Annotated in this window: 23 protein-coding genes; 12 read left to right on the forward strand and 11 right to left on the reverse strand. The window is 71.4% G+C overall.

Annotation, left to right across the window (positions count from 1 at the left end):
- The first annotated feature begins 284 nt into the window (after positions 1–284).
- Positions 285–2414 carry an ATP-binding protein gene (locus BMW88_RS35110; RefSeq protein WP_089959540.1) on the forward strand — a complete coding sequence of 710 codons (2130 nt, stop codon included), beginning with the start codon at positions 285–287 and terminating at the stop codon, positions 2412–2414.
- Here the strand turns inward: BMW88_RS35110 and BMW88_RS35115 are convergent.
- Positions 2387–3112 (reverse strand): class I SAM-dependent methyltransferase, encoded by a 726-nt coding sequence (locus BMW88_RS35115; protein WP_177221570.1) that lies wholly within the window; start codon positions 3110–3112, stop codon positions 2387–2389. The genes BMW88_RS35110 and BMW88_RS35115 overlap by 28 nt on opposite strands.
- A 73-nt stretch (positions 3113–3185) precedes the next feature.
- Here BMW88_RS35115 and BMW88_RS35120 point away from each other — a divergent pair, with 73 nt between their 5' ends.
- On the forward strand, positions 3186–3551 hold the full coding sequence (locus BMW88_RS35120; protein WP_143116415.1) for a hypothetical protein: 366 nt from the start codon (positions 3186–3188) through the stop codon (positions 3549–3551).
- Here BMW88_RS35120 and BMW88_RS35125 read toward each other — a convergent pair.
- Positions 3548–4366, reverse strand: coding sequence for an NmrA family NAD(P)-binding protein (locus BMW88_RS35125; RefSeq protein ID WP_089959551.1), 819 nt, complete (start codon positions 4364–4366; stop codon positions 3548–3550). The two genes, BMW88_RS35120 and BMW88_RS35125, sit on opposite strands and share 4 nt — an antisense overlap.
- Positions 4367–4455: 89 nt before the next feature.
- Between BMW88_RS35125 and BMW88_RS35130 the strand changes: the two genes are divergently transcribed.
- Entirely contained in the window at positions 4456–5217 is a 762-nt protein-coding gene (locus BMW88_RS35130) for an AraC family transcriptional regulator (RefSeq protein ID WP_089959555.1), read from the forward strand.
- 15 nt (positions 5218–5232) lie between these two features.
- Here BMW88_RS35130 and BMW88_RS35135 read toward each other — a convergent pair whose 3' ends face one another.
- Positions 5233–5802 carry a TetR/AcrR family transcriptional regulator gene (locus BMW88_RS35135; protein ID WP_089959556.1) on the reverse strand — a complete coding sequence of 190 codons (570 nt, stop codon included), beginning with the start codon at positions 5800–5802 and terminating at the stop codon, positions 5233–5235.
- A gap of 50 nt (positions 5803–5852) precedes the next feature.
- Between BMW88_RS35135 and BMW88_RS35140 the strand changes: the two genes are divergently transcribed.
- A complete protein-coding gene (locus BMW88_RS35140) occupies positions 5853–6524 on the forward strand; it encodes a class I SAM-dependent methyltransferase (protein WP_177221571.1) in 672 nt (223 codons plus the stop codon).
- On the opposite strand, the gene BMW88_RS35145 is transcribed toward BMW88_RS35140, so the two are convergent.
- Positions 6472–7278, reverse strand: coding sequence for a DUF3152 domain-containing protein (locus tag BMW88_RS35145; protein ID WP_089959560.1), 807 nt, complete (start codon positions 7276–7278; stop codon positions 6472–6474). The genes BMW88_RS35140 and BMW88_RS35145 overlap by 53 nt on opposite strands.
- A gap of 79 nt (positions 7279–7357) precedes the next feature.
- On the opposite strand from BMW88_RS35145, the gene BMW88_RS35150 reads away from it, so the two are divergent.
- Positions 7358–8023 (forward strand): response regulator transcription factor, encoded by a 666-nt coding sequence (locus BMW88_RS35150; RefSeq protein WP_089959561.1) that lies wholly within the window; start codon positions 7358–7360, stop codon positions 8021–8023.
- Positions 8020–9762: a sensor histidine kinase gene (locus tag BMW88_RS35155; protein ID WP_089959563.1), complete on the forward strand. Its 1743-nt coding sequence runs from the start codon at positions 8020–8022 to the stop codon at positions 9760–9762. Before BMW88_RS35150 ends, BMW88_RS35155 begins: the two co-directional genes overlap by 4 nt.
- A 19-nt stretch (positions 9763–9781) precedes the next feature.
- Here the strand turns inward: BMW88_RS35155 and BMW88_RS35160 are convergent, their stop codons facing one another.
- Positions 9782–10588 (reverse strand): NAD(P)/FAD-dependent oxidoreductase, encoded by an 807-nt coding sequence (locus BMW88_RS35160; RefSeq protein WP_089959565.1) that lies wholly within the window; start codon positions 10586–10588, stop codon positions 9782–9784.
- A gap of 50 nt (positions 10589–10638) precedes the next feature.
- Here BMW88_RS35160 and BMW88_RS35165 point away from each other — a divergent pair, with 50 nt between their 5' ends.
- A complete protein-coding gene (locus tag BMW88_RS35165) occupies positions 10639–11199 on the forward strand; it encodes a helix-turn-helix domain-containing protein (RefSeq protein ID WP_089959569.1) in 561 nt (186 codons plus the stop codon).
- A 7-nt stretch (positions 11200–11206) separates the two neighbouring features.
- Complete coding sequence (locus tag BMW88_RS35170; protein ID WP_089959572.1) at positions 11207–11476, forward strand: DUF2277 domain-containing protein; 270 nt, start codon at positions 11207–11209, stop codon at positions 11474–11476.
- On the opposite strand, the gene BMW88_RS35175 is transcribed toward BMW88_RS35170, so the two are convergent.
- Positions 11473–11688: a hypothetical protein gene (locus BMW88_RS35175; protein ID WP_089959575.1), complete on the reverse strand. Its 216-nt coding sequence runs from the start codon at positions 11686–11688 to the stop codon at positions 11473–11475. The two genes, BMW88_RS35170 and BMW88_RS35175, sit on opposite strands and share 4 nt — an antisense overlap.
- A 358-nt stretch (positions 11689–12046) precedes the next feature.
- On the opposite strand from BMW88_RS35175, the gene BMW88_RS35180 reads away from it, so the two are divergent.
- Positions 12047–12697, forward strand: coding sequence for a hypothetical protein (locus tag BMW88_RS35180; protein WP_245778272.1), 651 nt, complete (start codon positions 12047–12049; stop codon positions 12695–12697).
- A gap of 77 nt (positions 12698–12774) precedes the next feature.
- On the opposite strand, the gene BMW88_RS35185 is transcribed toward BMW88_RS35180, so the two are convergent.
- The gene (locus tag BMW88_RS35185; RefSeq protein WP_089959579.1) at positions 12775–13425 is read right to left on the reverse strand and encodes an HNH endonuclease family protein; all 651 of its coding nucleotides are present in this window, start codon (positions 13423–13425) and stop codon (positions 12775–12777) included.
- A gap of 61 nt (positions 13426–13486) precedes the next feature.
- Entirely contained in the window at positions 13487–14434 is a 948-nt protein-coding gene (locus BMW88_RS35190) for a methionyl-tRNA formyltransferase (RefSeq protein WP_089959580.1), read from the reverse strand.
- A gap of 94 nt (positions 14435–14528) precedes the next feature.
- On the opposite strand from BMW88_RS35190, the gene BMW88_RS35195 reads away from it, so the two are divergent.
- Positions 14529–15779 carry a lysine N(6)-hydroxylase/L-ornithine N(5)-oxygenase family protein gene (locus BMW88_RS35195; RefSeq protein ID WP_089959583.1) on the forward strand — a complete coding sequence of 417 codons (1251 nt, stop codon included), beginning with the start codon at positions 14529–14531 and terminating at the stop codon, positions 15777–15779.
- Positions 15776–17311, forward strand: a complete 1536-nt coding sequence (locus BMW88_RS35200) for an amidohydrolase (protein ID WP_218148325.1) — start codon at positions 15776–15778, stop codon at positions 17309–17311. The genes BMW88_RS35195 and BMW88_RS35200 overlap by 4 nt, the downstream gene beginning before the upstream one ends.
- A 12-nt stretch (positions 17312–17323) precedes the next feature.
- On the opposite strand, the gene BMW88_RS35205 is transcribed toward BMW88_RS35200, so the two are convergent.
- Genes BMW88_RS35205 through BMW88_RS35215 form a run of 3 tightly spaced genes read right to left on the reverse strand, consistent with a single transcriptional unit; the run spans position 17324 to position 18715 of the window.
- A complete protein-coding gene (locus BMW88_RS35205; RefSeq protein ID WP_245778273.1) occupies positions 17324–17650 on the reverse strand; it encodes an ArsR/SmtB family transcription factor in 327 nt (108 codons plus the stop codon).
- Positions 17647–17892, reverse strand: coding sequence for a hypothetical protein (locus BMW88_RS35210; protein ID WP_089959586.1), 246 nt, complete (start codon positions 17890–17892; stop codon positions 17647–17649). The genes BMW88_RS35205 and BMW88_RS35210 overlap by 4 nt, the downstream gene beginning before the upstream one ends.
- Positions 17893–17905: 13 nt before the next feature.
- Positions 17906–18715, reverse strand: a complete 810-nt coding sequence (locus BMW88_RS35215; protein WP_089959588.1) for a hypothetical protein — start codon at positions 18713–18715, stop codon at positions 17906–17908.
- Between the two features lie 148 nt (positions 18716–18863).
- Here BMW88_RS35215 and BMW88_RS35220 point away from each other — a divergent pair, with 148 nt between their 5' ends.
- Positions 18864–20336, forward strand: a complete 1473-nt coding sequence (locus BMW88_RS35220; RefSeq protein ID WP_089959593.1) for a CYTH and CHAD domain-containing protein — start codon at positions 18864–18866, stop codon at positions 20334–20336.
- Positions 20337–20570 lie beyond the last annotated feature (234 nt).

Raw genomic sequence — 20570 nt, forward strand, 5'->3', positions numbered from 1 at the left:
AATCCGAGGACAGAGGACTCCGCGCCGCGGCGACACCACTGTGTCGGATGGTGGCCGCAGCAGACGATCCTGTCGCAGCAGTGAAGCGGTGGAGTGCGCTGACCGGCCGGGACACCACGACACGAGCGGACGAGCAGGGCTGACCGTCTCCCCGGCGTGAACGCGGCGGCCGGACCTGACCGTGGCCGAAGTTCCGCGTCGAGGTGGTCCCTGCCGGAGCCACTCGCGCCGATCGACCCGCTTGGCGGTCGATCACGTCCGGTGCGGTGACCGACGATGTCCACATGGACCCGTCCGACAGAGGCACGCACAACGAGGCCGCCGGAGGCGCGGAGAACGTTGTGCAGGTCGGCGAGGTGCAGGGCGGTGTGCACCTGTACCGCGGCCGGGGGTCGTCGTCGCCGCTGACGCCGCGCCAGCTGCCGGGCACGATTCCCAGCTTCATCGGCCGCGAAGCCGAGCTCGCCAAGCTCGACGGCCTGGCCGAACGGCGAACCGGCGGCCGCTCGGCGACGATCGGCATCGTCACCGGCTCGCCCGGGGTCGGGAAGACGGCGTTGGCCGTGCATTGGGCTCAGCGCGTGCGGAGTCGTTTTCCGGATGGGGACCTCTACTTCGACCTGCACGGCTACTCACCTGGGACGCCCTTCACCGCCGATGACGCCTTGTCGGCGTTCCTGCTGGCGCTCGACGTGCCCGGCAAGAAGGTCCCGCGCAGCGTGGAGGCGAAGTCGGCGCTGTTCCGGTCGATGCTGGACGACCGGCGGGTGCTGATCCTGCTCGACAACGTCACGCACCCGGACGACGTCAGGGCGCTGGTGCCCAGCACCCCGGAGTGCCTGCTGATCGTGACCAGCCGCAGCAGCCTGCCCGGTCTGGTGGCGCGCAACAGCGCTTATCGCATCACCCTCGACATGTTGCCGCCCGCCGACTCGACGGCCTTGCTGCGCGAGGTGATCGGGGCCGATCGCACCAGTGGGGAGCCCGGGGCGATCGACGAGCTGGCGGACCGGTGCGGGCACCTGCCGCTCGCGTTGCGCATCGCCGGCGAACGGGTCGCGGCGCACCCGTACCTGCGGCTGGGTGACCTGCTGGGGCAGCTCGCCTCCGAGGCGGACCGGCTCGACGTGCTCGAGGCGGACGGTGACGAGATGTCCGCCATCCGCGCCGTCTTCTCGTGGTCGTACCGGGCGCTGGCACCGGAGACGGCGCGGGTGTTCCGGATGCTCGGGCTGCATCCGGGGCCGACGTTCAGCGCGACCGCGACCGCCACGCTGACGGGCCACTCCGTCGTGGACATCCGGCGTCAGCTCGGCGCTCTCACGCACAGCTACCTCCTCATGGAGATCGGCCACGACCGCTACCGGTTCCACGACCTGTTGCGCGTCTACGCGAAGGAGCGCACGGACGAGGAGGAGTCGCAGCAGCAGCGCGAGAGGGCTGTGAAGAGCTTGCTCAACTGGTACCTCGCGTGTGCCGACTCCGCTGACCACGTGCTCACGCCTATGCGCAGGCGCATTCCGCTTCAGCCGTCGGTGAGCACGGCCGGTGTTCTGACGTTCCGCACGCACGGTGAAGCGCTGGAGTGGTGCGAGGCCGAGCGCATGAACCTGGTGTCCGCGGTGCACGCGGCACTGGCGGCGGACCTGCCCGAGGTGGCGTGCCGGCTTCCGTTGGCGCTGTGGGCGTTCTTCACGCTGCGCAAGCCGTGGGCCGACTGGATCGCGACCTACCAGGCGGGGCTCACCGCGGCGCAGCGCTGCGCCGACCGGTTCAGCGAGGCCTCCCTGCTCGCCGGGCTCGGGATCGCGCACCGCGACCTGCGCCGTTTCGAGGAGGCGTTGGCGTACCTGGGATCCGCGCTCGCGATCCGGCGCGAGATCGGCGACACCTGGGGCGAGGGGCAGGCGTTGATCAGCCTGGGCACCGCGCACCACGACCAGGCGCAGTTCACCGAGGCCATCCGGTGCTTCACCGAGGCGCTGGCGGTGTTCCGGCAGCTCGGTGACGAGTGGGGAGAGGCGCAGACCCTGCACTTCCTCGGTCTCACCGACCACGAGCTCGGCCGGTTCCGGGAGGCGCACGACCACCTCGACCGGGCCCTGGCCATCCGGCACGCGATCGGCTACCGCTACGGGGAAGCGGAGACGCTCGCCGGGCTCGGGCTCGTCTGCCAGCGGCTCTCCGGCAGCGGCGAGTCGATCCACTTCCTGCGGCAGTCGCTCGTGATCCGCCGGGAGATCGGGGACAGGTACGGCGAAGCGGCCACTTTGGACGACCTCGGCCGGGTCTGGCACGCCGAGGGCAGGACCGACGCGGCCCGGACGTGCTGGACCGACGCCTTGACCATCTTCAGCGAGCTGGGCGCGCCTCGTGCGGCCGAGGTCTACGGGCGGCTGCGCGACCTGCCGTGACGTTTGCGCGCCCACACCACCAGGCCCCGCTTCGTCAGCACCAGCGGCACCTGGGTGTGCTCGGCCAGGTCGACCGCTTTCCGTTCCGGCACATGCCTTCCGCGCAGGAACAACGCCACGGCGGCGCGGTTGGGCAACGTCATCGGCGGCGCGTTCCAGACCGTCAGCTCGTCGACCTCGAACAGCGGGTCGAGCAGGCCCGGCGCGTCCTCCGCGTCGAAGCTCGTCGGCTCGCCCCACCGCGGCAACGCCCACGCGAGCTCGGGGTCGTTCCACCGGCTCGACGTCGAGACCACGAGGACGCCGCCGGGCCGCAGCACCCTGGAGATCTCGGTCAGCGCCGCCGCCGGGTCGGTCACGTGGTGCAGCACCCACAACGCCGCCGCGGCGTCGAAGGCGTTGGCGCGGAACGGAAGGCTGAGCGCGTCCGCGCGCACCGCCGGCCCCGGCGCACGGGCCACGTGGTGCGCACGGTCCACCACGACGGCCGGCACGCTCCGGTCGAGCAGCAACCGGGCCAGGACGCCCGTCCCGCCGCCGACGTCGAGCGCCAGCGAGCAGCCCCGTGCGGCGATGCGCGCGGCGACACCGGCGTGGATGTCGCCGTCGCGGGAGAACAGGGAGGTCGAGAGCGCGTTGGCCTCGAACCGCCCCGGATCCGTGTCGTAGTCCGCGGGTACCGCGGAGCCGCGCGTCATCGTTCCAGTCTGGGCCAGCGCGCCGAGGCGGCGACACCTCTGGAAGCGCGAACCGGCCGGGCTAGGGTGCCGCGTGGACAAGACTCGGTTGGGCATCATCCTCGTGGCCGTCGTGCTGGTCGTGCAGACGCTGGCCGTGCTCGTGCGGAGTGCCGACGCGACGCTCACCGGGGTGGCGCTCGCCTTCAACGCGGTGGCCGCGATGTCGACGTTCCTGTTCGCGCGGCGGGGTGGGCGCGGCGCCTGGGTGGTCGCCGGGTGGTGCGCCGGGTTCTTCGGGTGGCACGTGGTGGGGCTGGGTGAGCTGGCCGGCTGGTGGACGACCGGGCTGGACGCGGCGTTCCTCGTGGCGTCGCGGTACCAGCTCTCGGTCGTCTACCAGGCGGTGATGGCGACGGCCTGCGGGTTCGCCGTGCACCTGCTGCTGCCGCGGCGTTAGCGCCAGGCGTCGAGGGCTCCGGCGACGTAGGTGTCGAAGTCGGTGGCCGGGCGGCCCAGCAGGCGGCTCACGTCGTCGGTCGTGGGGGCCAGCAGGCCCTTGCGCATGGCGTCGTACATGCCGTTCAGCTCGGCGGCTTCTTCTTCGGAGACGCCTTGGGACAACAGGCTTTCGCGGTACTCGTCCGGGGTCAGCCGGACCAGTTCCACGGTGCGGCCCAGTGCCGAGGAGATCTTCCGCACCGCCGTGTCGAACGTGATGGTGGCGGGGCCGGTGAGCTCGTAGGTCCGGCCGTGGTGGCCTCCGCCGGTGAGGACGAGGGCCGCCACGTCGGCGATGTCGTGGACGTCGACGAACGGCTCGGGGGTGTCGTCGACGGGCAGCGCGAGGCGGCCCGCGCGGATCCCGGGCTGCCACAGCTCCTCGGAGAAGTTCTGGGCGAAGTTGTTGGCGCGCAGGATCGTCCAGGGCACGTCGGACGCCCTCACGGCCTCCTCGGCCGCGTGCATCCCCGCGAACACGGTGCCCGGTATCTCGTCGAGTCCCCGGCCGGAGAGCAGCACCAGGTGGCGCACGCCCGCCGCCCGCGCCTGGTCGACGAACGGGGCCGCTGCGGCGGGGTCGTAGGGGGCGATGACGTACGCGGCGCTCACGCCGGACAGGGCGGGCCCCCAGGTCGACTCGTCGGACCAGTCGAAGCGCACGGCGCTGGAGCGGGACGCGGCGCGGACCCCGGCGCCGGACTTCTCGAGGGCGCGGACGACTCGGCGGCCCGTTTTCCCGGTGGCGCCCAGGACGAGGATCTCTTGTGTCATGGCTTCCACTGCACCGCGTTCGGGCGGCCGGGGACATGGGCGAGCGTTCGCCGCTGCTGTCCGATCGTCCCGGCCGTATCTTGGTGGGTATGGAGCCGTTCGACGAACTGTTGCGCGGGGTGCGCGCGGATGGCGCCGGGGTGCGCCGGGTCGAGGTGTCCGGGACGCGGGCGCAGCCCGGGCTCACCCTGTACGCCGTGGTGTCCGGCGAGATCGAGGTCCTGGGCAAGACCGCAGGCCCCGGGGACGTCCTGGTGGTGCGGGGTTCCGTGCCCGTGCGGGGGAACGCCACCGCGGTCAGCGGGACCTACGAGGTCATGGGGCCGGTGGCCCGCCGGCTGGCGGCGGTCCTGCCGGACGCGCTGGTGGCGCCGGGAACCGACGGGTGCGCGGAGTTCTACGGGACGCTCGGAACCGGCGAGACCGGCGTGGTGGCGGACCGGCTGCTCGACTGGATCATGGTCTGCGCGCTGCGGGAGTGGTTCGACCGCGAGCACGGCACGGGGTGGCTGGCCGCGCTCTCCGACGAGGTGGTCGGGCCGGTGCTGCGGGCGATGCACGAACGGCCGGCGGAGCCCTGGACGCTCGCGTCGCTCGCCGCCGAGGCCGGGGTGGCGCGGACGACGCTCGCCGGCCGGTTCGCGAAGCTGGTCGGCTCGCCGCCGCTGACGTACCTGACGGAGTGGCGCATGGCCGTGGCGGCGGACCTGCTGACCGAGTCGTCGGCGACGGTGGCCGCGGTGGCGCGGCGGGTCGGCTACGCGGACGCCTTCGGCTTCAGCGCCGCGTTCAAGCGCGTGCACGGGTTCAGCCCGAGCGAGTGCCGCAGCCGGTGCGCCGCGACCGCGTGACGGAGGAGATCGACGTCAGCCACGGGTGAGCACGCGGCCGAGCTGGTGGTCCACCAGCTCCTCGGCCGCCTCGGCGGAGACCTGGCCGATCAGCACCTGCAGCATCAGCCCGTCGACGAACGCCAGCAGCGCCGACGCGTCCCGCTCCGGGTCACCACCGGGACGCACCGCGCTGATCATCCCCGCGAGCCACGCGGCCATCTCGCCGCTGCCCCGGCGCAACGGCTCGCCCAGGCGCGGTTCCACCACCGCCTGAGCCAGGAACGCCGCGAGCACCGGAGCCTCCGCACGGGCCGCGGCGCTCAACGGCAGCAGCTCCAGCAGGACCGCCCGCAGGCACGCCGCCGGGTCGTCCGCGGAGATCGCGCCGAGACGCGCCGCGACGCGGTCGCTGATCAGCTCGAACGCGAACATGAGCAGGTCGTCCTTGGTCGCGAAGTAGTGCTGGACGCGCCCCATGGACACCCCCGCCTCGGCGGCCACGTGCCGCAGGCTCACCGCGTCCAGGCCCCGCTGCGCGATCAGCCGGCACACGGCGGCGCCGATCTCGCGCCTGCGCTCGTCGTGGTCGACCTGCTTCGGCATCCCCGTCTCCAATGCAATCGCATTGCATCCTAGCTCCACCCTGTTTTACGATGCGTTCGCATTGCAAAACGCCGGAGGGGGACGTCGTGCAGTTCTGGGACTTCGCCGCACTCACCTACTACCGCCTGCTCGACCGGTTCTCCGGGTCGCTCACCCGGCTCGCGCTCGAGCAGCTCGACCTGAGACCGGGCGAGGCGGTGCTGGACATCGGCTGCGGCACCGGAGCGCTGCTCCCGGCGCTCGCGGAAGCCGTCGGACCGCGGGGACGCGTGGTCGCCGTGGACCTCAGCCCGCGCATGGTCGCGGTCGCGAGGAAACGGGTGAAGCAGCCGCACGTCGAAGTGCGCCGGGCCGACGCGTGCACCGCCGACCACGGGGCCGGGCAGTTCGACGCGGCCGTGGCGCTTGGGGCGTTCAGCGCGATGCCGGACGTGGCGGCGGCCATCGCGAACGCCGCGGACGCGCTCAGGCCCGGCGGCCGGTTGTTCGTGTTCGACGTGCGGCTCGCCAAGAACACCCGCACGACGAGATTCCTGCGCACGGCCTACCGGATGATCGCGGGGTTCAGCGGGGCTGATGTCGTCACCGAGCTGAGGGCCGTGTTCGAGCGGGTGGAACCGGTCTTCGCGGTCGAGGGCGAGACGACGACCGTGGTCATGGCCAGGAAGGTCACGGGTACGGCCACCCGTTCGGCGTGCACACCTTCCCGTCCCGCGGGATGACGGCGCCCTGGGGCACGCCGCCGGTGATCCGGACGATCTCGTCGTTGGACACGCTGAACGTCTGCTGCATCATCACCGGCGCCGGGCCACCCGCCACCGCACACGGCTGGTGGCCCTGGCCGAACGCGTGACCGACCTCGTGGTTGACCAGGTAGTGCCGGTAGGAGGTCAGGTCCGGCAGGAAGGCGACGGCTCCGCGGAACCAGCGAGCGCCGTTCAGCACCACGAAACCGCCGTCGCGGCACGAGACGTCCACCGGGATCTCGAAACCGCAGACGGCGCGGGCGGTCTGCTGCGAAGCCAGCCTGATGCGCACCGAGGCCGGGCCGGAGACGCGCTGGACCGAGCGGGCGCCGCGGGCCGTCCAGCCGCGCGGGTCGGCGAGCGTGGCGTCCACGAACGACGCGAAGGCCTGCTCGTCGACCGTGATGCCGTCTTCCACCTCGACGGCGTAGGTGCGCAACGGTCCCGTGCCCACGACCGGCCCCGAACCCGGTACGACGTGGAACGTGCCTGCGCCCGCGACCGGGAAGTCCGGGCCGTCGGGCAGGTCCGAGCTGGACGCGTACACCCGCGGCGGCGAAGGCGGAGGGGGCGGCGCCGGAGAGGAGGACGGCGGGGAGGACGACGCCGGGACCGGCGCGGCGGACGACGAGGACGGCGGCGGCACCGGAGACGTCTCGCCCGCCGGCTGGGTCGCCGTCAGCAGCAGCGCCGTCAGTCCGACGGCCCCCAGGACCACATGCACCCTCATGGCGACGAGGCTCGCCGCAACTGATGAAGAACCTGTTTACATCCCGCTTGACTGTCGTGAAGGCCTGCATACTGCGTTCGTGTGCGCCCACATCCTCGTCGCCGAGGACAACGTCCACCAGGCGGAGCTCGTGCGCCGGTACCTGGAGCACGACGGGCACTCCGTGGTGGTCGTCCACGACGGACGGGCGGCGATCGACGAGACGCGGCGCCGCGACCCGGACCTGCTCGTGCTGGACGTGATGATGCCGCTGGTGGACGGCATCGACGTGATGCGCGCGGTCAGGGCCGAGTCGGACGTGCCGATCGTGCTGCTCACCGCGCGGTCCACTGAGGACGACGTGCTGCTCGGGTTCGACCTGGGCGCGGACGACTACATCACCAAACCGTTCCGGCCGCGGCAGATGGTCGCGCGGGTGCGGACGATCCTGCGGCGCACCGGACGCGCGCGCGAGACCGGCGCCGCGGTGCTCAAGGTCGGCGACCTCGTCGTGGACCCGATCCGGCACGAGGTGCGCGTCCGCGACGAACCGGTCAGCCTCACCCCCGCGGAGTTCCGCCTGCTGGCGAAGATGGCCGCGCAGCCGCACCGGGTGTTCACGCGCGAGCAACTGCTGGAGGACGGGTTCATCACCGCGCGCACGGTCGACGTGCACATGATGAAGCTGCGCCGCAAGATCGAGCGGGATCCGCGCCGGCCGGAACGGCTGCTCACCGTCTACGGCATCGGGTACAAGCTCACATGAACAGCCTGCTGGTCCGGTTCTTCCTGTTCTCACTGGTGATCGCGGCCTGCTCGATCGCCGTCACGGCGTGGCTCGCCAGCCAGGCGACGACCGGCACGATCCGGCAGGAGCAGGGCGAGGCGCTCGAAACGGACGCGCAGCTCGTCGACGAGCTGCTGGAGTACGCCGCCACGCACCGGAGCTGGGCGGACGCGAAGTCCGAAGTGGACGGAATCGCGCAGCGGTTCGGCCGCCGCATCGCGCTGACCGACCGCGACGGCAGGAAGCTGGCCGACACCGGCGACGAGAACGCGCCGGAGCTGCCCGTCACCCCGCGGGCGGTGATCGACCCGTTGAACGTCAACGGGAAGATCGACCCCAGGGCCGTCGGCCCCTTCAAGCTCACCGACGAGGAGTACCGCACGCTGCACGCCTACGCCGAGCAGCTCCGCGAGTGCAACGGCATGATCGAGCTCGTCGAGGCGCCGAACGGCAGGCCGCGGCTCGCCGACCTCAGGCCCGGTGAGTTCTCGATCTGGGAGGAGTGCCAGGTCGGCGACCGGCTGTACACGATCACCGCGACGGAGAAGGCGGCGTACGGGCAGTTGCAGCGGCTGTTCACCGAGTGCCTCGAGCGCCGAGGAGCGGACACGCGGCCCTTCGACAGGGCGCTGGGCCCGATGAGGATCGACTGGGAGGTCACGATCATCCGCGACGGCTCGCCGGAAGCGGTGGCGTGCATGGACAGCGCGCGCCGCGAGCAGTTGCGGCCGTTCGTCGCGGAGCCCGCGCAGCTGTTCCTCACCTCACCGACCGGCGGGGAGCCGGTGCCGATCGACCTGTCGACCACCGGCGCCACCCGGATCACACTGGTGGCACTGGGGATCCTCGCGCTCGCCGGGTTCGCGTCGTGGCTGACCGCGACCCAGCTCGTGCGTCCGATCCGAGCGCTCACCGCCGCCACGAAACGCACCGCGGAGGGCGACCGGACGGCGCGCGTGGACGGCGGCGCCGGCGAGATCGGCGAGCTGGCGCGGTCGTTCAACGCGATGTCCGAGAAGCTCGCCGAGACCGAACGGCAGCGGCAGGCCATGGTCAGCGACGTCGCGCACGAGCTGCGCACCCCGCTGGGCACCATCACCGGCTGGCTGGAGGCGACGCAGGACGGCCTGGCGGAGCCGGACCCGCACCTGATCGGCCTGCTGCTGGAGGAGTCCCTGCTGCTGCAACGGCTCGTGGACGACCTGCACGACCTCGCGCAGGCCGACGCGGGCACGTTGCGGCTGCACCCGGAGCCGATCGCGCTCGACGACGTGGTCGACCAGGTCGTCAACGCGCAGCGGAACCGCGAGGTGCTGCTGCGCGCGGAGACCACGCCGGTGCACGTCACCGCGGATCCGGTGCGGCTGCGCCAGGCCCTCGGCAACCTCGTCGCGAACGCCGTCCGCTACACCCCGCCGGACGGCGAGGTCGTCGTGCGCCTCTTCCAGGAGCGGGACACCGCCGTGCTGGAGGTGCGCGACACCGGCACCGGCATCGCGCCGGAGGACCTGCCGCACGTGTTCGACAGGTTCTGGCGCGCGGACAAGTCCCGCAGCCGCCGCACGGGCGGTAGCGGGCTCGGGCTCGCCATCACCCGGCACCTGGTGGAGGCGCACGGCGGCACGGTGTCGGTGACCAGCGCGCTCGGCCGGGGCTCGGTGTTCCGGATCGGCCTGCCGGCCGACTCCGGCGAGCCGGCACCGGCCGAGCGGACCTGACCGGCCACCGCCCGCCCGCTCAGCCGGCCAGGCCCAGCAGGTCCACGTTGATCATCCCGGCCGCTTGGGCGCCCTGCGCGGCGGCGACGATCACGATGGCCGCCGGGTCCGTGACGTTGCCCGCCGCGTAGACGCCGGGCACGCTCGTGCGGCCCTTCGCGTCCGTGCGCACGAACCTGCCGGCCGGGGTTTCCTCGGTCTCGGCACCCAACGCGAGCAGGAACTCGTCGCGCGGCTTCACCGGCGCCGAGTACACGAGCGCGTCGGCCGGGATGCGCTCGGCGCCGGAGATCACCGCGACCAGCCGGTCGTCCTGGACCTCGATGCCGTCCACCGACGGGACGTGGGTGACGTCGGCCGACCACTGCCGCAGGAGCGCGACCTTCGTCTCTTCGCCGAACACGGCGATCTTCTGGTCGCGGACCTCGTAGCCGTGGCAGTACGGGCAGCCGAAGACGTCCCGGCCCCAGCGGTCGCGCAGCAGCTCCGGCAGCTCGTCGACCAGGCCTGTCGCGAACAGCAGGCGCTCCGCCGTGACGGCGCGGTCGCTCAGCCGGACCTCGAAGCCGTCGCCGGTCCTCGTCACGTCCCGGACCACGTCGTGCACGATCTCGCCGCCGTAGCCCTCGACCTCGGCGCGACCGTGCTTGAGCAGTTCCAGCGGCGAGAACCCGTCGCGGGAGAGGTAGTTGTGCATGTGCGCGGCCGGCTTGTTGCGCGGCTCCGCGCTGTCGACCACGAGCACGCTTCGGCGCGCCCTGGTCAGCATCAGCGCCGCGCTCAGCCCGGCCGCTCCACCACCGATGATCACCACTTCGTAGTTCATGCCACGACTCTGCGTTCGACAGCCCGATTTTGGCAAAGTATGTTGCTGTTATGGCAACAACCGTGGGGCAACGGCTCGCCGCGCTGCGCGCCGAGCACGACTTGACGCTGGCGACCTTGTCCGAGCTGACCGGCATCTCGAAGTCGACGCTGTCGCGACTGGAGACCGACCAGCGCAAGCCGACGCTCGAGCTGCTGCTGCCCTTGTCGCGGACCTACCAGGTGACGCTCGACGACCTGGTGGGCGCGCCCGAGGTGGGCGACCCGCGCGTCACGATGAAACCGCGCGAGCTCACCCACGGCCGGATCGGCATCCCGCTGACCAGGTCGATCGGTCCGCTGCAGGCGTGGAAGATGGTCATCACGGCGACGGACCTGCACGAGCCGCAGGTGCACGAGGGCTACGAGTGGTTCTACGTGCTGAGCGGGCGGATCCGGCTGCGGCTCGGCGACAAGGAGGTCGTGCTGCGCGCGGGCGAGGTGGCGGAGTTCGACTGCCGCCAGCCGCACGCCCTGGGCAGCGCGGACGGCCGGCCGGCCGAGATCATCAGCCTGTTCGGCAAGCAGGGAGAACGCCTGCACACCCGCGCGGCGCCGCCGAACAGGCCATAGTGGGGGCATGTGCCGAAACATCCGGGTGCTCCACAACTTCGCACCGCCCGCGACGTCCGACGAGGTCCAAGCCGCCGCGCTGCAGTACGTGCGGAAGGTGAGCGGGGCCGCGAAACCGTCGGCGGCGAACCAGGCGGCGTTCGACCGGGCCGTGGCGGCGGTCGCGGCGGCGACGCAGGAACTGCTCGACGCGCTGGTGACCACCGCGCCACCGAAGGACCGCGAGGTCGAGGCGGCGAAGGCCAAGGCGCGGGCGGCGGAGCGCTACGGGCGTTAGTTCCGGACGCGGGTGTCGAGGTACATGCAGATGAGCTTGGCCGCGACGCCCGCGGAGCCGACGATGAACGCCTGGTCCGGCCCCAGCGTGACGGCGATGGCCCACAGCAGCAGGGCGATCAGCACGAGGATGACCGTCACCTGAGCCGCGTGCGGCCAGCGGCCGGGGTGGACCGGCCACCCGCCCCACCGCCGCGGCTGCGGGACCTCCACGTCACCCGCTCTACCGGGTGAACGCTCCGCCTGGACAGCCATCGCGCTCCCTCGCCGTGCTTCCTCCTGCCGGACGTCATTCTGCTGAGTTGATCTTCTACGGAGTGTTACTCCCGCTTGTCGTGCGGTGAGCGTTGGGTGGGCGTCGGCGAACGGCAGACGAACGGTCGACCTCGTGATCGGCCGCCGGTTCGTCACCGTCCGCTTACAGATTGAGGCCCACGTCGCAACTCTGGGTGCCACTCGATCGAGTGACAGCTTGACGCTGAGTAATCACTGCGCCGTTCGGCGTAGCGCCGTTTTTGTCAGACCCCTCGGCTAACGTCAGGTGAAGAGAGCGGTACGAGGGGAGAAAGCGTTGCCGGACAACAACGTCAGCGTCACCGCACTGTCGTTCACCGAGTACGTCATGAGCGGCCAGCGTGGACGCATCAACATCGTGTCGGAACAGCGGGGGATGTACCTGACCTCCGATCCCAAGGTGTGCGGGTTCTACAACCCGATCCGCGACGCCATGCGACGAGCGGTCAACTCGACCGAACCGGAGACCGAGCTCAAGAAGGCCATCATGAACGCCAACCGCACGGGCCAGCCGCGGGCGTTCGAGGAGATCGCCGCCGGCTTCCTGCCCTGGCTCGCGTCGGTCAAGGCGACCGGGGTGCCCGTGGAACCCGCCACCTACCGCGCGGGCGAGCTGACGCTGAAGGTCCGCCCGCACCTGGGGCTGCGCAAGAAGGACGGATCCACCTACGCGGTCCTCGTGCACGCCAAGGAGGTGCCGCTGACCAGGGAGGCGGCGAACGTCGGGCTGCGCATCCTGCAGCACACCATCTCCGACACGTTGCCGGGCGCCACGCCGATGGTGCTCGACGTGCGGCGTGGCAAGGCCTACCAGATGCCGGCGCGGACGAACCTCGGAAAGCTGGACGTGCTGATCGCGGCCGAGGCCATGGGGTACGTGACGCACTGGAAGTTGTCGGGCCTGTTCGAGTCCGTGCGCGCTGTGTAGGGCACGGGACGACGCGGCCCGTCTGGGGGTCGGGCCGTGTCGTCCGGCACCGGACGAGGACGAGCACCTCGGTGTTCCTAGCAGGCCTTGAGCATCGCGCCCAGCGCGTCGTGCTCGGCCTGGTCCGCGGTCAGCCGGTAGGTGATCTTCACCGAGATCCAGTACCGGGCGTAGGTGCACCAGTAGGCCTGGGCCGGCGGCTTCCACTTCGCCGGGTCCTGATCACCCTTGGCGCGGTTGGACTTCGCGGTCACGGCGAGCAGCTGGACGCCGCTGAGGTCGTTGGCGAACGCCTTGCGCTGGTCGTCGGTCCACTTGTCCGCGCCGGACCGCCAAGCCTCGGCCAGCGGCACCATGTGGTCGATGTCGACGTCACCCGCGTCCTTGACCACCACGTTGTCGTAGACGCTGTTCCAGGTGCCGGAGACCGCCTTGCACTCCTGGTCCGACCGGACGTCGGCGCCCTGGCGCTGCAGCACGACCTCCCTGGTGTCGCAGGAGTTCCCCTGCGAGGACCAGTGCGGGAACCGGTCGCGGCTGTAGCCCGCCATCTTGCCCTCGGGCGCGATCGGCAGCGCGGCGAGATCGGCCGAGCCGGTCGGCGCGGCACCGGACGGCACGGGCGTCGACGGCGGGTTGTCCTGCGAGGACTGGAGTTCCGCCAGGTACCAGCCCAGTGCCACCAGCAGCACGAAGACGACCAGGGAGGTCACCGCGGCGCGATTCATGCGCCAATGATCGACCATGCCGGTCACGAGCCGATCACCCGGCCCGTGACCGGCCTTCCGGTCACGGGCGCGAGGTCAGGTACCCGCCCATGGTCTTGAAGTACTCGTGCGCCTCGAGCTCGGTGCCGTCGGCGGTGCGGACCTTCTTGACCAGCAACGCCTTGCTGCGTCCGCGCCGGGCCTCGGCACCGGCGACGACCGCCACGCCGTCCCCCTCGCGGTAGAAGATCCGGCCGGGGGTGCCGCCGTACACGGCCTCGGAGACGTCCGCCTCGATGATCTCCAGGCGCTGGCCGCGGTGGAAGCAGAACGCGCTCGGGTACGGCGCGCACTGCGCGCGCACCAGGCGGTCCAGCTCCTCGGCGGTCCAGGTGAAGTCGATGCGCAGGTCCTCCTCGGCGCGCTTGTGGAAGAAGGAGGCCTGCGAGCGGTCCTGCTTCACGAAGTCGGTGCGGCCCGAGGCGATCTCGGCCAGGCCGTCGACGGTGATCGGGCCGAAGAGCTCCAGGGTCTTCTCGAACAGGACGGCGGTCGTGTCGCGCGGGCCGACCGGGACCGAGCGCTGCAGCACGATGTCGCCCGCGTCGAGCGTGTCGTCCATCATGTGCGCCGTCACGCCGACTTCCTTCTCGTCGTTGATGAGCGCCCAGATCAACGGCGAGAAACCCGCGTACTTCGGCAGGAGCGAGTCGTGCACGTTCAACGTGCCGTGCTTGGGCAGCGTGAAGACCTGCGGCGGGATCCAGGTGCGCCAGTTGCAGGCGACGATGACGTCCGGATCGACGGCTTTGAGCTTGTCGAGGAGCTCCTGGTCCTCCGGGCGTTCGCGGATGACGACCTCGACGCCGTTCTCCCGTGCCAGGTCCTCGACCGAATCGCTCCAGATCTTCTCGTACGCGCCCTCACCCCGGGGGTGCGTCACCACCAGGACGACCTCGTGCTCGGACGCCAAAAGTGCCTGCAGGGTCCGGTGACCCCAGGTCTGGAACCCGAACATGACGACCCTCATCGGGGGTGTCCTCCTTCACTCCGGTGCGATACGGTCAGGCTAACCTAACTGATGGCTTGCCAAGGAAGCTTAGGCTTCCCTAAGTTAAGTGCTCATGCATCCGATCTACGACATCGTCGGCATCGGGTTCGGTCCCTCGAACCTGGCGCTCGCCATCGCTCTGACCGAGCACAACGAGCGGGCCGAAACCCCCGTCACCGCGGTGTTCCTGGAACGTCAGCAGACGTTCGGCTGGCATCGGGGCATGTTGCTCGACGACGCCACCATGCAGGTCTCGTTCCTCAAGGACCTGGTGACCATGAGGAACCCGGCCAGCGGCTTCTCGTTCCTGTGCTACCTCAAGGACCGCGGCCGGCTCGTCGACTTCGTCAACCACAAGAACCTGTTCCCGCTGCGCGCCGAGTTCCACGACTACTTCGAGTGGGCGGCGGCGCAGGTGGACGACCTGGTCGTCTACAACACCGAAGCCGTTGGCGTGGAAGCGATCCAGGACGACCTCTTCGAGGTGACAACGGCCACTGGTGACGTGTACCACGCCCGCAACCTCGTCTTCGCCACCGGACTGCGCCCGGCCGTGCCCGAGGGCATCGCGCTGTCGGACCGCGTCTGGCACAACAGCCAGTTCCTGCACCGCGTCGGCGAGCTGGAGAACCCCAAGCGGTGCGTCGTCGTGGGCGCGGGCCAGAGCGCCGCGGAGGCCGTGGCGTACCTGCACCGCGAGTTCCCCGGCGCCGAGGTGTGCTCGGTCTTCTCCCGCTACGGCTACAGCCCCGCCGACGACAGCTCGTTCGCGAACCGGATCTTCGACCCCGAGGCCGTCGACCACTACTACGACGCGCCGGACGCCGTGAAGCAGCAACTGATGGCGTACCACCGCAACACCAACTACTCGGTGGTCGACGTCGACCTCATCGCGCAGCTCTACCGCACCGCGTACCGGGAGAAGGTGCTGGGCGCCGAGCGGCTGAGGATGATGAACCTGACCAGGCTCGTCGCGGTCGAGGAGTCCTCCGGCGGTGCCCGCGCGGTGGTCCAGTCGCTCGTCACGGGTGAGCAGGAGTTCCTCGACGCCGACCTCGTGCTGCTCGCGACCGGCTACGACGAGGCCGCGCCGGCCCTCGGTTCGCTCGACGCGGCCTGTGCGCGTGACGACGCGGGCCGGCTGGTCGTGGGCCGCGACTACCGCCTCCAGACGTCGCTGCGCGGCGGCATCTACCTCCAGGGCGGCACCGAGCACTCGCACGGCATCACGTCGTCGCTGTTGTCCAACGTCGCGGTGCGCTCGGGTGAGATCCTGGCTTCCGTGCTGACCAACACTCCCGTGCCGGTCCTCGCGACCGCGTGAAACTCGACCTGAAGCTGACGGGCTGCCGGGCCATCACGATGGACCCGGCACGCCCCGCCGCGCACACGATCGGCATCTGGCAGGGCCGCATCGCCGGGCTGGACGAGCAGGTCGCGGACCTGCCCGCCGCCGAGACCACCGACCTGGGCAACGCCGTGGTGCTGCCCGGTTTCATCGACGCCCACACCCACCTCGCCTGGGCCGGCCGGCAGCGGCGGACCGTCGACGTGACCGGGCTGACCACCGTCGCCGAGGTGCTCGACCGCCTCGCGGGCGCCCCCGGCGAGGGCTGGATCGAGGCCTCCGGCTACGACCGGCGGATCTTGGACCGGCCGCTCACCGCCGCCGACCTCGACCCGGTCACCGGGGACCGGCCCCTCTACCTCGCGGACCTCTCCGGCCACGCCTGCGTGGTGAACTCCGCGGTGCTCAGGCAGCTCCCCGGCATCACCAGCGACGGCTGGCTCACCGAGAACGAGCAGCTCGCCGCCCGGTCGTTGCGGCTGCCGCACCCGATCGACGAGATCATCACCGACCTGCACGAGAGCGCGCGGCAGGCGCTGGCCGAGGGCGTGACGATGTGCGCGGAGGCGGGCATCGGCGCCGGCCTCATCGCGAGCAGCCCGCTGGAAGCCGCCGCGTACCAGCGCGCCCGGCTCCCGATCCGCGTGCAGCTCATGGTGTCCGCGCACGTGCTGCACCCCGTCGACGCCGAACCGGGCGACGGCATCCCGCGGGCGATCGACCTCGGCCTGCACACCGGGTTCGGCGACGACATGCTGTCGTTGGGAGCCATGAAGCTGTGGACCGACGGCGGCATGATCGCGCGCACGGCCGCGTTGTCCGAGCCGTACGCCGGGACCGCCAACACGGGTCAGCTGGCGGACACCGAGGAGTTCATGCGGGCGGCGATCGTCGACGGGCACCGCGCCGGCTGGCAGCTCGCGATCCACGCCATCGGCGACCGGGCGATCGACTTCACCCTGGACGCGGTGGCGGAGGCGCACCGGCAACGGCCGCGATCCGATGCCCGGCACCGGATCGAGCACTGCGGACTCGTCCGGCCGGACCAGCTCGACCGGATCGCCGCGCTCGGCCTGGTCCCGGTCGTCCAGCCGACGTTCCTCTTCGCCAACGGCGACGACTACAGCGAGATCATGGGCCCGCACCGGGCGCCCTGGATGTACCGCGGGCGGTCGTTCCTCGACCACGGCATCACCGTCGCGGGCAGCTCGGACCGGCCGGTCGCGGACGGAGCACCGTTGCGCGCCATCGAGTTCATGGTGCGGCGCCGGTCCTCCGGCGGCCGGGCGGTCGGGCCGGACGAGGCGATCAGCGTCGAGGAGGCGATCCGCGCGTACACGCTCGGCAGCGCCTACGCGTGCCGCAAGGAGCACGTGCTGGGCAGCCTCACTCCCGGCAAGCTCGCAGATCTCGTGGTGCTCGGCGACGACCCGCGCACGAGCGACGCGATCGCGGAGATCCCCGTGCTGGCCACCATGGTCGGCGGCACCCTCGTGCCGCGGCGCTGACCCGGCCCGGCGCTACCCCTCGGCGATCTTCTTGATCGCCGCCAGCCGCCGGTCCCACTGCGAGGCGAGGGACGCCATCCAGGTGGCGGTGGCGTCGAGCGCGCCGGACCGCACGGAGAAGTTGTTCTCCCGGCCGGCCCGTTCGGACGCCACCAGCCCGGCCTTCTCGAGCACGGCCAGGTGCTTCACGATCGCCTGCCGGCTCACCGGCAGCTCGGTCGCGAGCGCCGACGCCGACACCGGTCCCCTGGCCGCGACGAGGTCGAGCACCCGCCGGCGCATCGGGTCCGCGAGCGCGGCCAGCACGTCGCCGACGACATCAGTACTGGCTCGGCTCACTTCTCCAGGTACTCCCGCAGCTCGTCCGGTTCGCAGGCCCGGCCGGCGGCGTCGCCGGACGCGTGGCGCTCCTGCTCGCCGGGCGGCAGGCCGAGCCGCGTGAACCCGGGCTCGGCCTCCTCGATGATCGCACGCCCCGTGCCGTGCCCGGCCGAGGCCGGCGCGGCCCGGACCCGCTCCCGCGACGCGGTGCCCAGCACCTCGCGCTCGATCCGGTCCATCACCACCTCCTGCAACCGCACGGTTGCAGCAAGGCTACTGCAGGTGGAACGTGGCGGCCAGCGTCGTGAGCCGGTCGGTGATGTCGGCGTGGACGTTCGTGCGGCGGACCCAGTTCTGGCAGCCCGACGACGCCGACGGCGGCGCGCCGAGGGGCGAGACCGCGTCCGTGACGCCGTACTCCAGCCGGTAGGCGAGCACGGCGATGGCCGACTCGAGCCAGAACGACGGGTCCGGCGTGGGGATCTCCCCCAGCCCGACCCGGAACCACACGGGCATGCGCGCGTACTGCGCGAGCGCCGCGGAGATCCGCCGCGCGGCCGCGTCCTTGATCTCGCCGCGAGCCTTGTCGCCGGCGAGCACGGCCTCGGTGCGCCACTGCTCCCCCGCGGCGTCCTCGTCGGCCGCGAGCCGCTCGGCCGCCCGCTTCGCACTGGCCTCGTTCGCGTGGATCAGCCACTCCACCTGGCGGACCTCGTGCGAGAGCGCGTCCCGCTCGAACCGGGGCACCCGCCCACCGTCCAACCTGGACCGGGCTTCGTCGCGGCGGGCCTTGAGCCCGTCGTACTCGAGCACCTGCTGCCTCAGCTCGACCCGCGCGGGATCGGCGAGGACCTCCTGCTCCGCGTCCCACGCCCGGCGCAACGCCTCGACCAGCGGCGCGATGTCCCCGGTGACCGCGTCGAGGTCGGCGAGCGGACCGTCGCCCGCCCCGGACAGCCGCCGTTGCAGCACCGTCAACCGCGCGGTGACGCGTTCGAGCTCCGCCGAGAGCTGACCGACGTGACTGATCAGGGTGGCGACCTGCGGCTCGACCACGTCGAGCCGTTCCTTCTCCGTGGGCACCCGACCAGCGAACCGGACGCTGGGACCCCGGCAAAGCGGGTACCCGGCCGGTACACGCGTTCGAGGACGGGTTCCGCCCGGCCGAGGCAACCACCTTCACGCACCGTCACAGTGGGTGAACTGCGGAGAAACGAGGTATTACTAGTAAATGGCGACCTCTGTTACTGAGACCGAACGCAAGTACGAGGCACCATCGGACGCGAGTCTGCCGGACCTCACGGAGATCACCGGCGTGGCGACCGGCCCGGAAGAGTTCGACCTCGAAGCGACGTACTTCGACACCGGCGACTACCGGCTGGCCCGCGCCGGCGTGACGCTGCGCCGCCGGGTGGGCGGCGAGGACGAGGGCTGGCACCTCAAGCTCCCCGCGGGCGAGGACTCCCGCCAGGAGGTCCGCGTGCCGCTGGGCCGAGCCGTGAAGACCCCGCCCGAGGACCTCTCCTCGCTGGTCCGCGCCCACACCCGGGGCCAGGACCTCGCCCCGGTGGCCGAGATCAGGACCAACCGCCGCCGCTGGCAGCTCTCCAACGGCGACGGCGACATGCTCGCCGAGGTGGTCGACGACGTGGTCACCGCCCAGACCATGGGCTCCTCGACCACGACCTCCTCCTGGCGCGAGATCGAGGTGGAACTGGGCGAGCGCGGCGACCGCAAGCTCCTCGACACCGTCGAGCACCACCTCGGCGAGGCGGGCATCCACCCGTCGAAGTCGTCGTCGAAGCTCTCCCAGGTGATCGGCGTCAAGCGAGACGCCGTCCCCGCCGTGAGCAAGAAGTCGACCGCGGGCGAAGTGGTCCTCGCCTACCTCCACGAACAGCGAGCGGCCCTGCAGAACCAGGACCCCCGAGTCCGCCGCAACGAGGACGACGCCATCCACCAGATGCGCGTGGCCACCCGCCGCATGCGCTCGGCCCTCCAGGCCTTCGGCAAGATCGTCGACCGCGAGGCCACCCGCTCCCTGACCGACGAGCTGAAGTGGCTGGCCTCCGTCCTCGGCACGTCCCGCGACCTCGAAGTCCTCCGCATGCGCTTCGAAGACGCCCTGCACGCCCTCCCCCCGGAACTGGTCCTGGGCGACGTGGCAGCCCGGATGACGCGGTACTTCGCCCCGCTGGAAGCCAAGGCGCACAACGACTCCGTGGCGGCGCTGGACAGCAAGCGCTACTTCACCCTCCTGAACGACATCGACGCCCTGCTGACCAACCCCCCGTTCACGAAACAGGCCTCCGGCAAGGCGAAGGACGTCCTCCCGCGCCTGGTGGAGAAGGCCCGCCGCCGCCTGGACGAGCGAGTGCAGACCGCCCTGGCCACCGGCGACAGCGACGAGCCCCTGCACGAGGCCCGCAAGGCGGCCAAGCGCCTGCGCTACTCGTCCGAAGTGGCCGAACCGGCCCTGGGCAAACACGCCACGGCCTTGCGCCAGCGAGCCAAGGACGTCCAAACCCTCCTGGGCGAGCACCAGGACTCGGTGGTGGCCCGCCCGGTCCTGTTCGAACTGGGCAGGGGCGACGAGAACGGCTTCACCTTCGGCGTGCTGTACGGCAAAGAGGTGGAGCTGGCGCACAAGACGGAGGCAGAACTCCCGGCCCTGTGGCACAAGCTGGGCAAGGAACACCTCTAACCCGGGCTCCTCCGTCGAGCCCACCCCACCCCACAACCCCCGCGAAGCCGAAGGCAAGCGGCGAGGCCGAAGGCGAGCCGTCTTTCCCACACGAGGCGGGTGGCGTGGTCCCGTCACGAGTCGTGCCGGAGCTTTTGCCGCGCCCGGGGAGGAAGGGCCAGGTGGACACGCTTTTCGTCGACTTGACCCTCCTCCCCAGGTGTGGCTGCCTCTGGTGCGACTCGTGCCGGGACC

The organism is Lentzea xinjiangensis (genome assembly GCF_900110955.1).
In the GTDB taxonomy this organism is placed as follows: domain Bacteria; phylum Actinomycetota; class Actinomycetes; order Mycobacteriales; family Pseudonocardiaceae; genus Lentzea; species Lentzea xinjiangensis.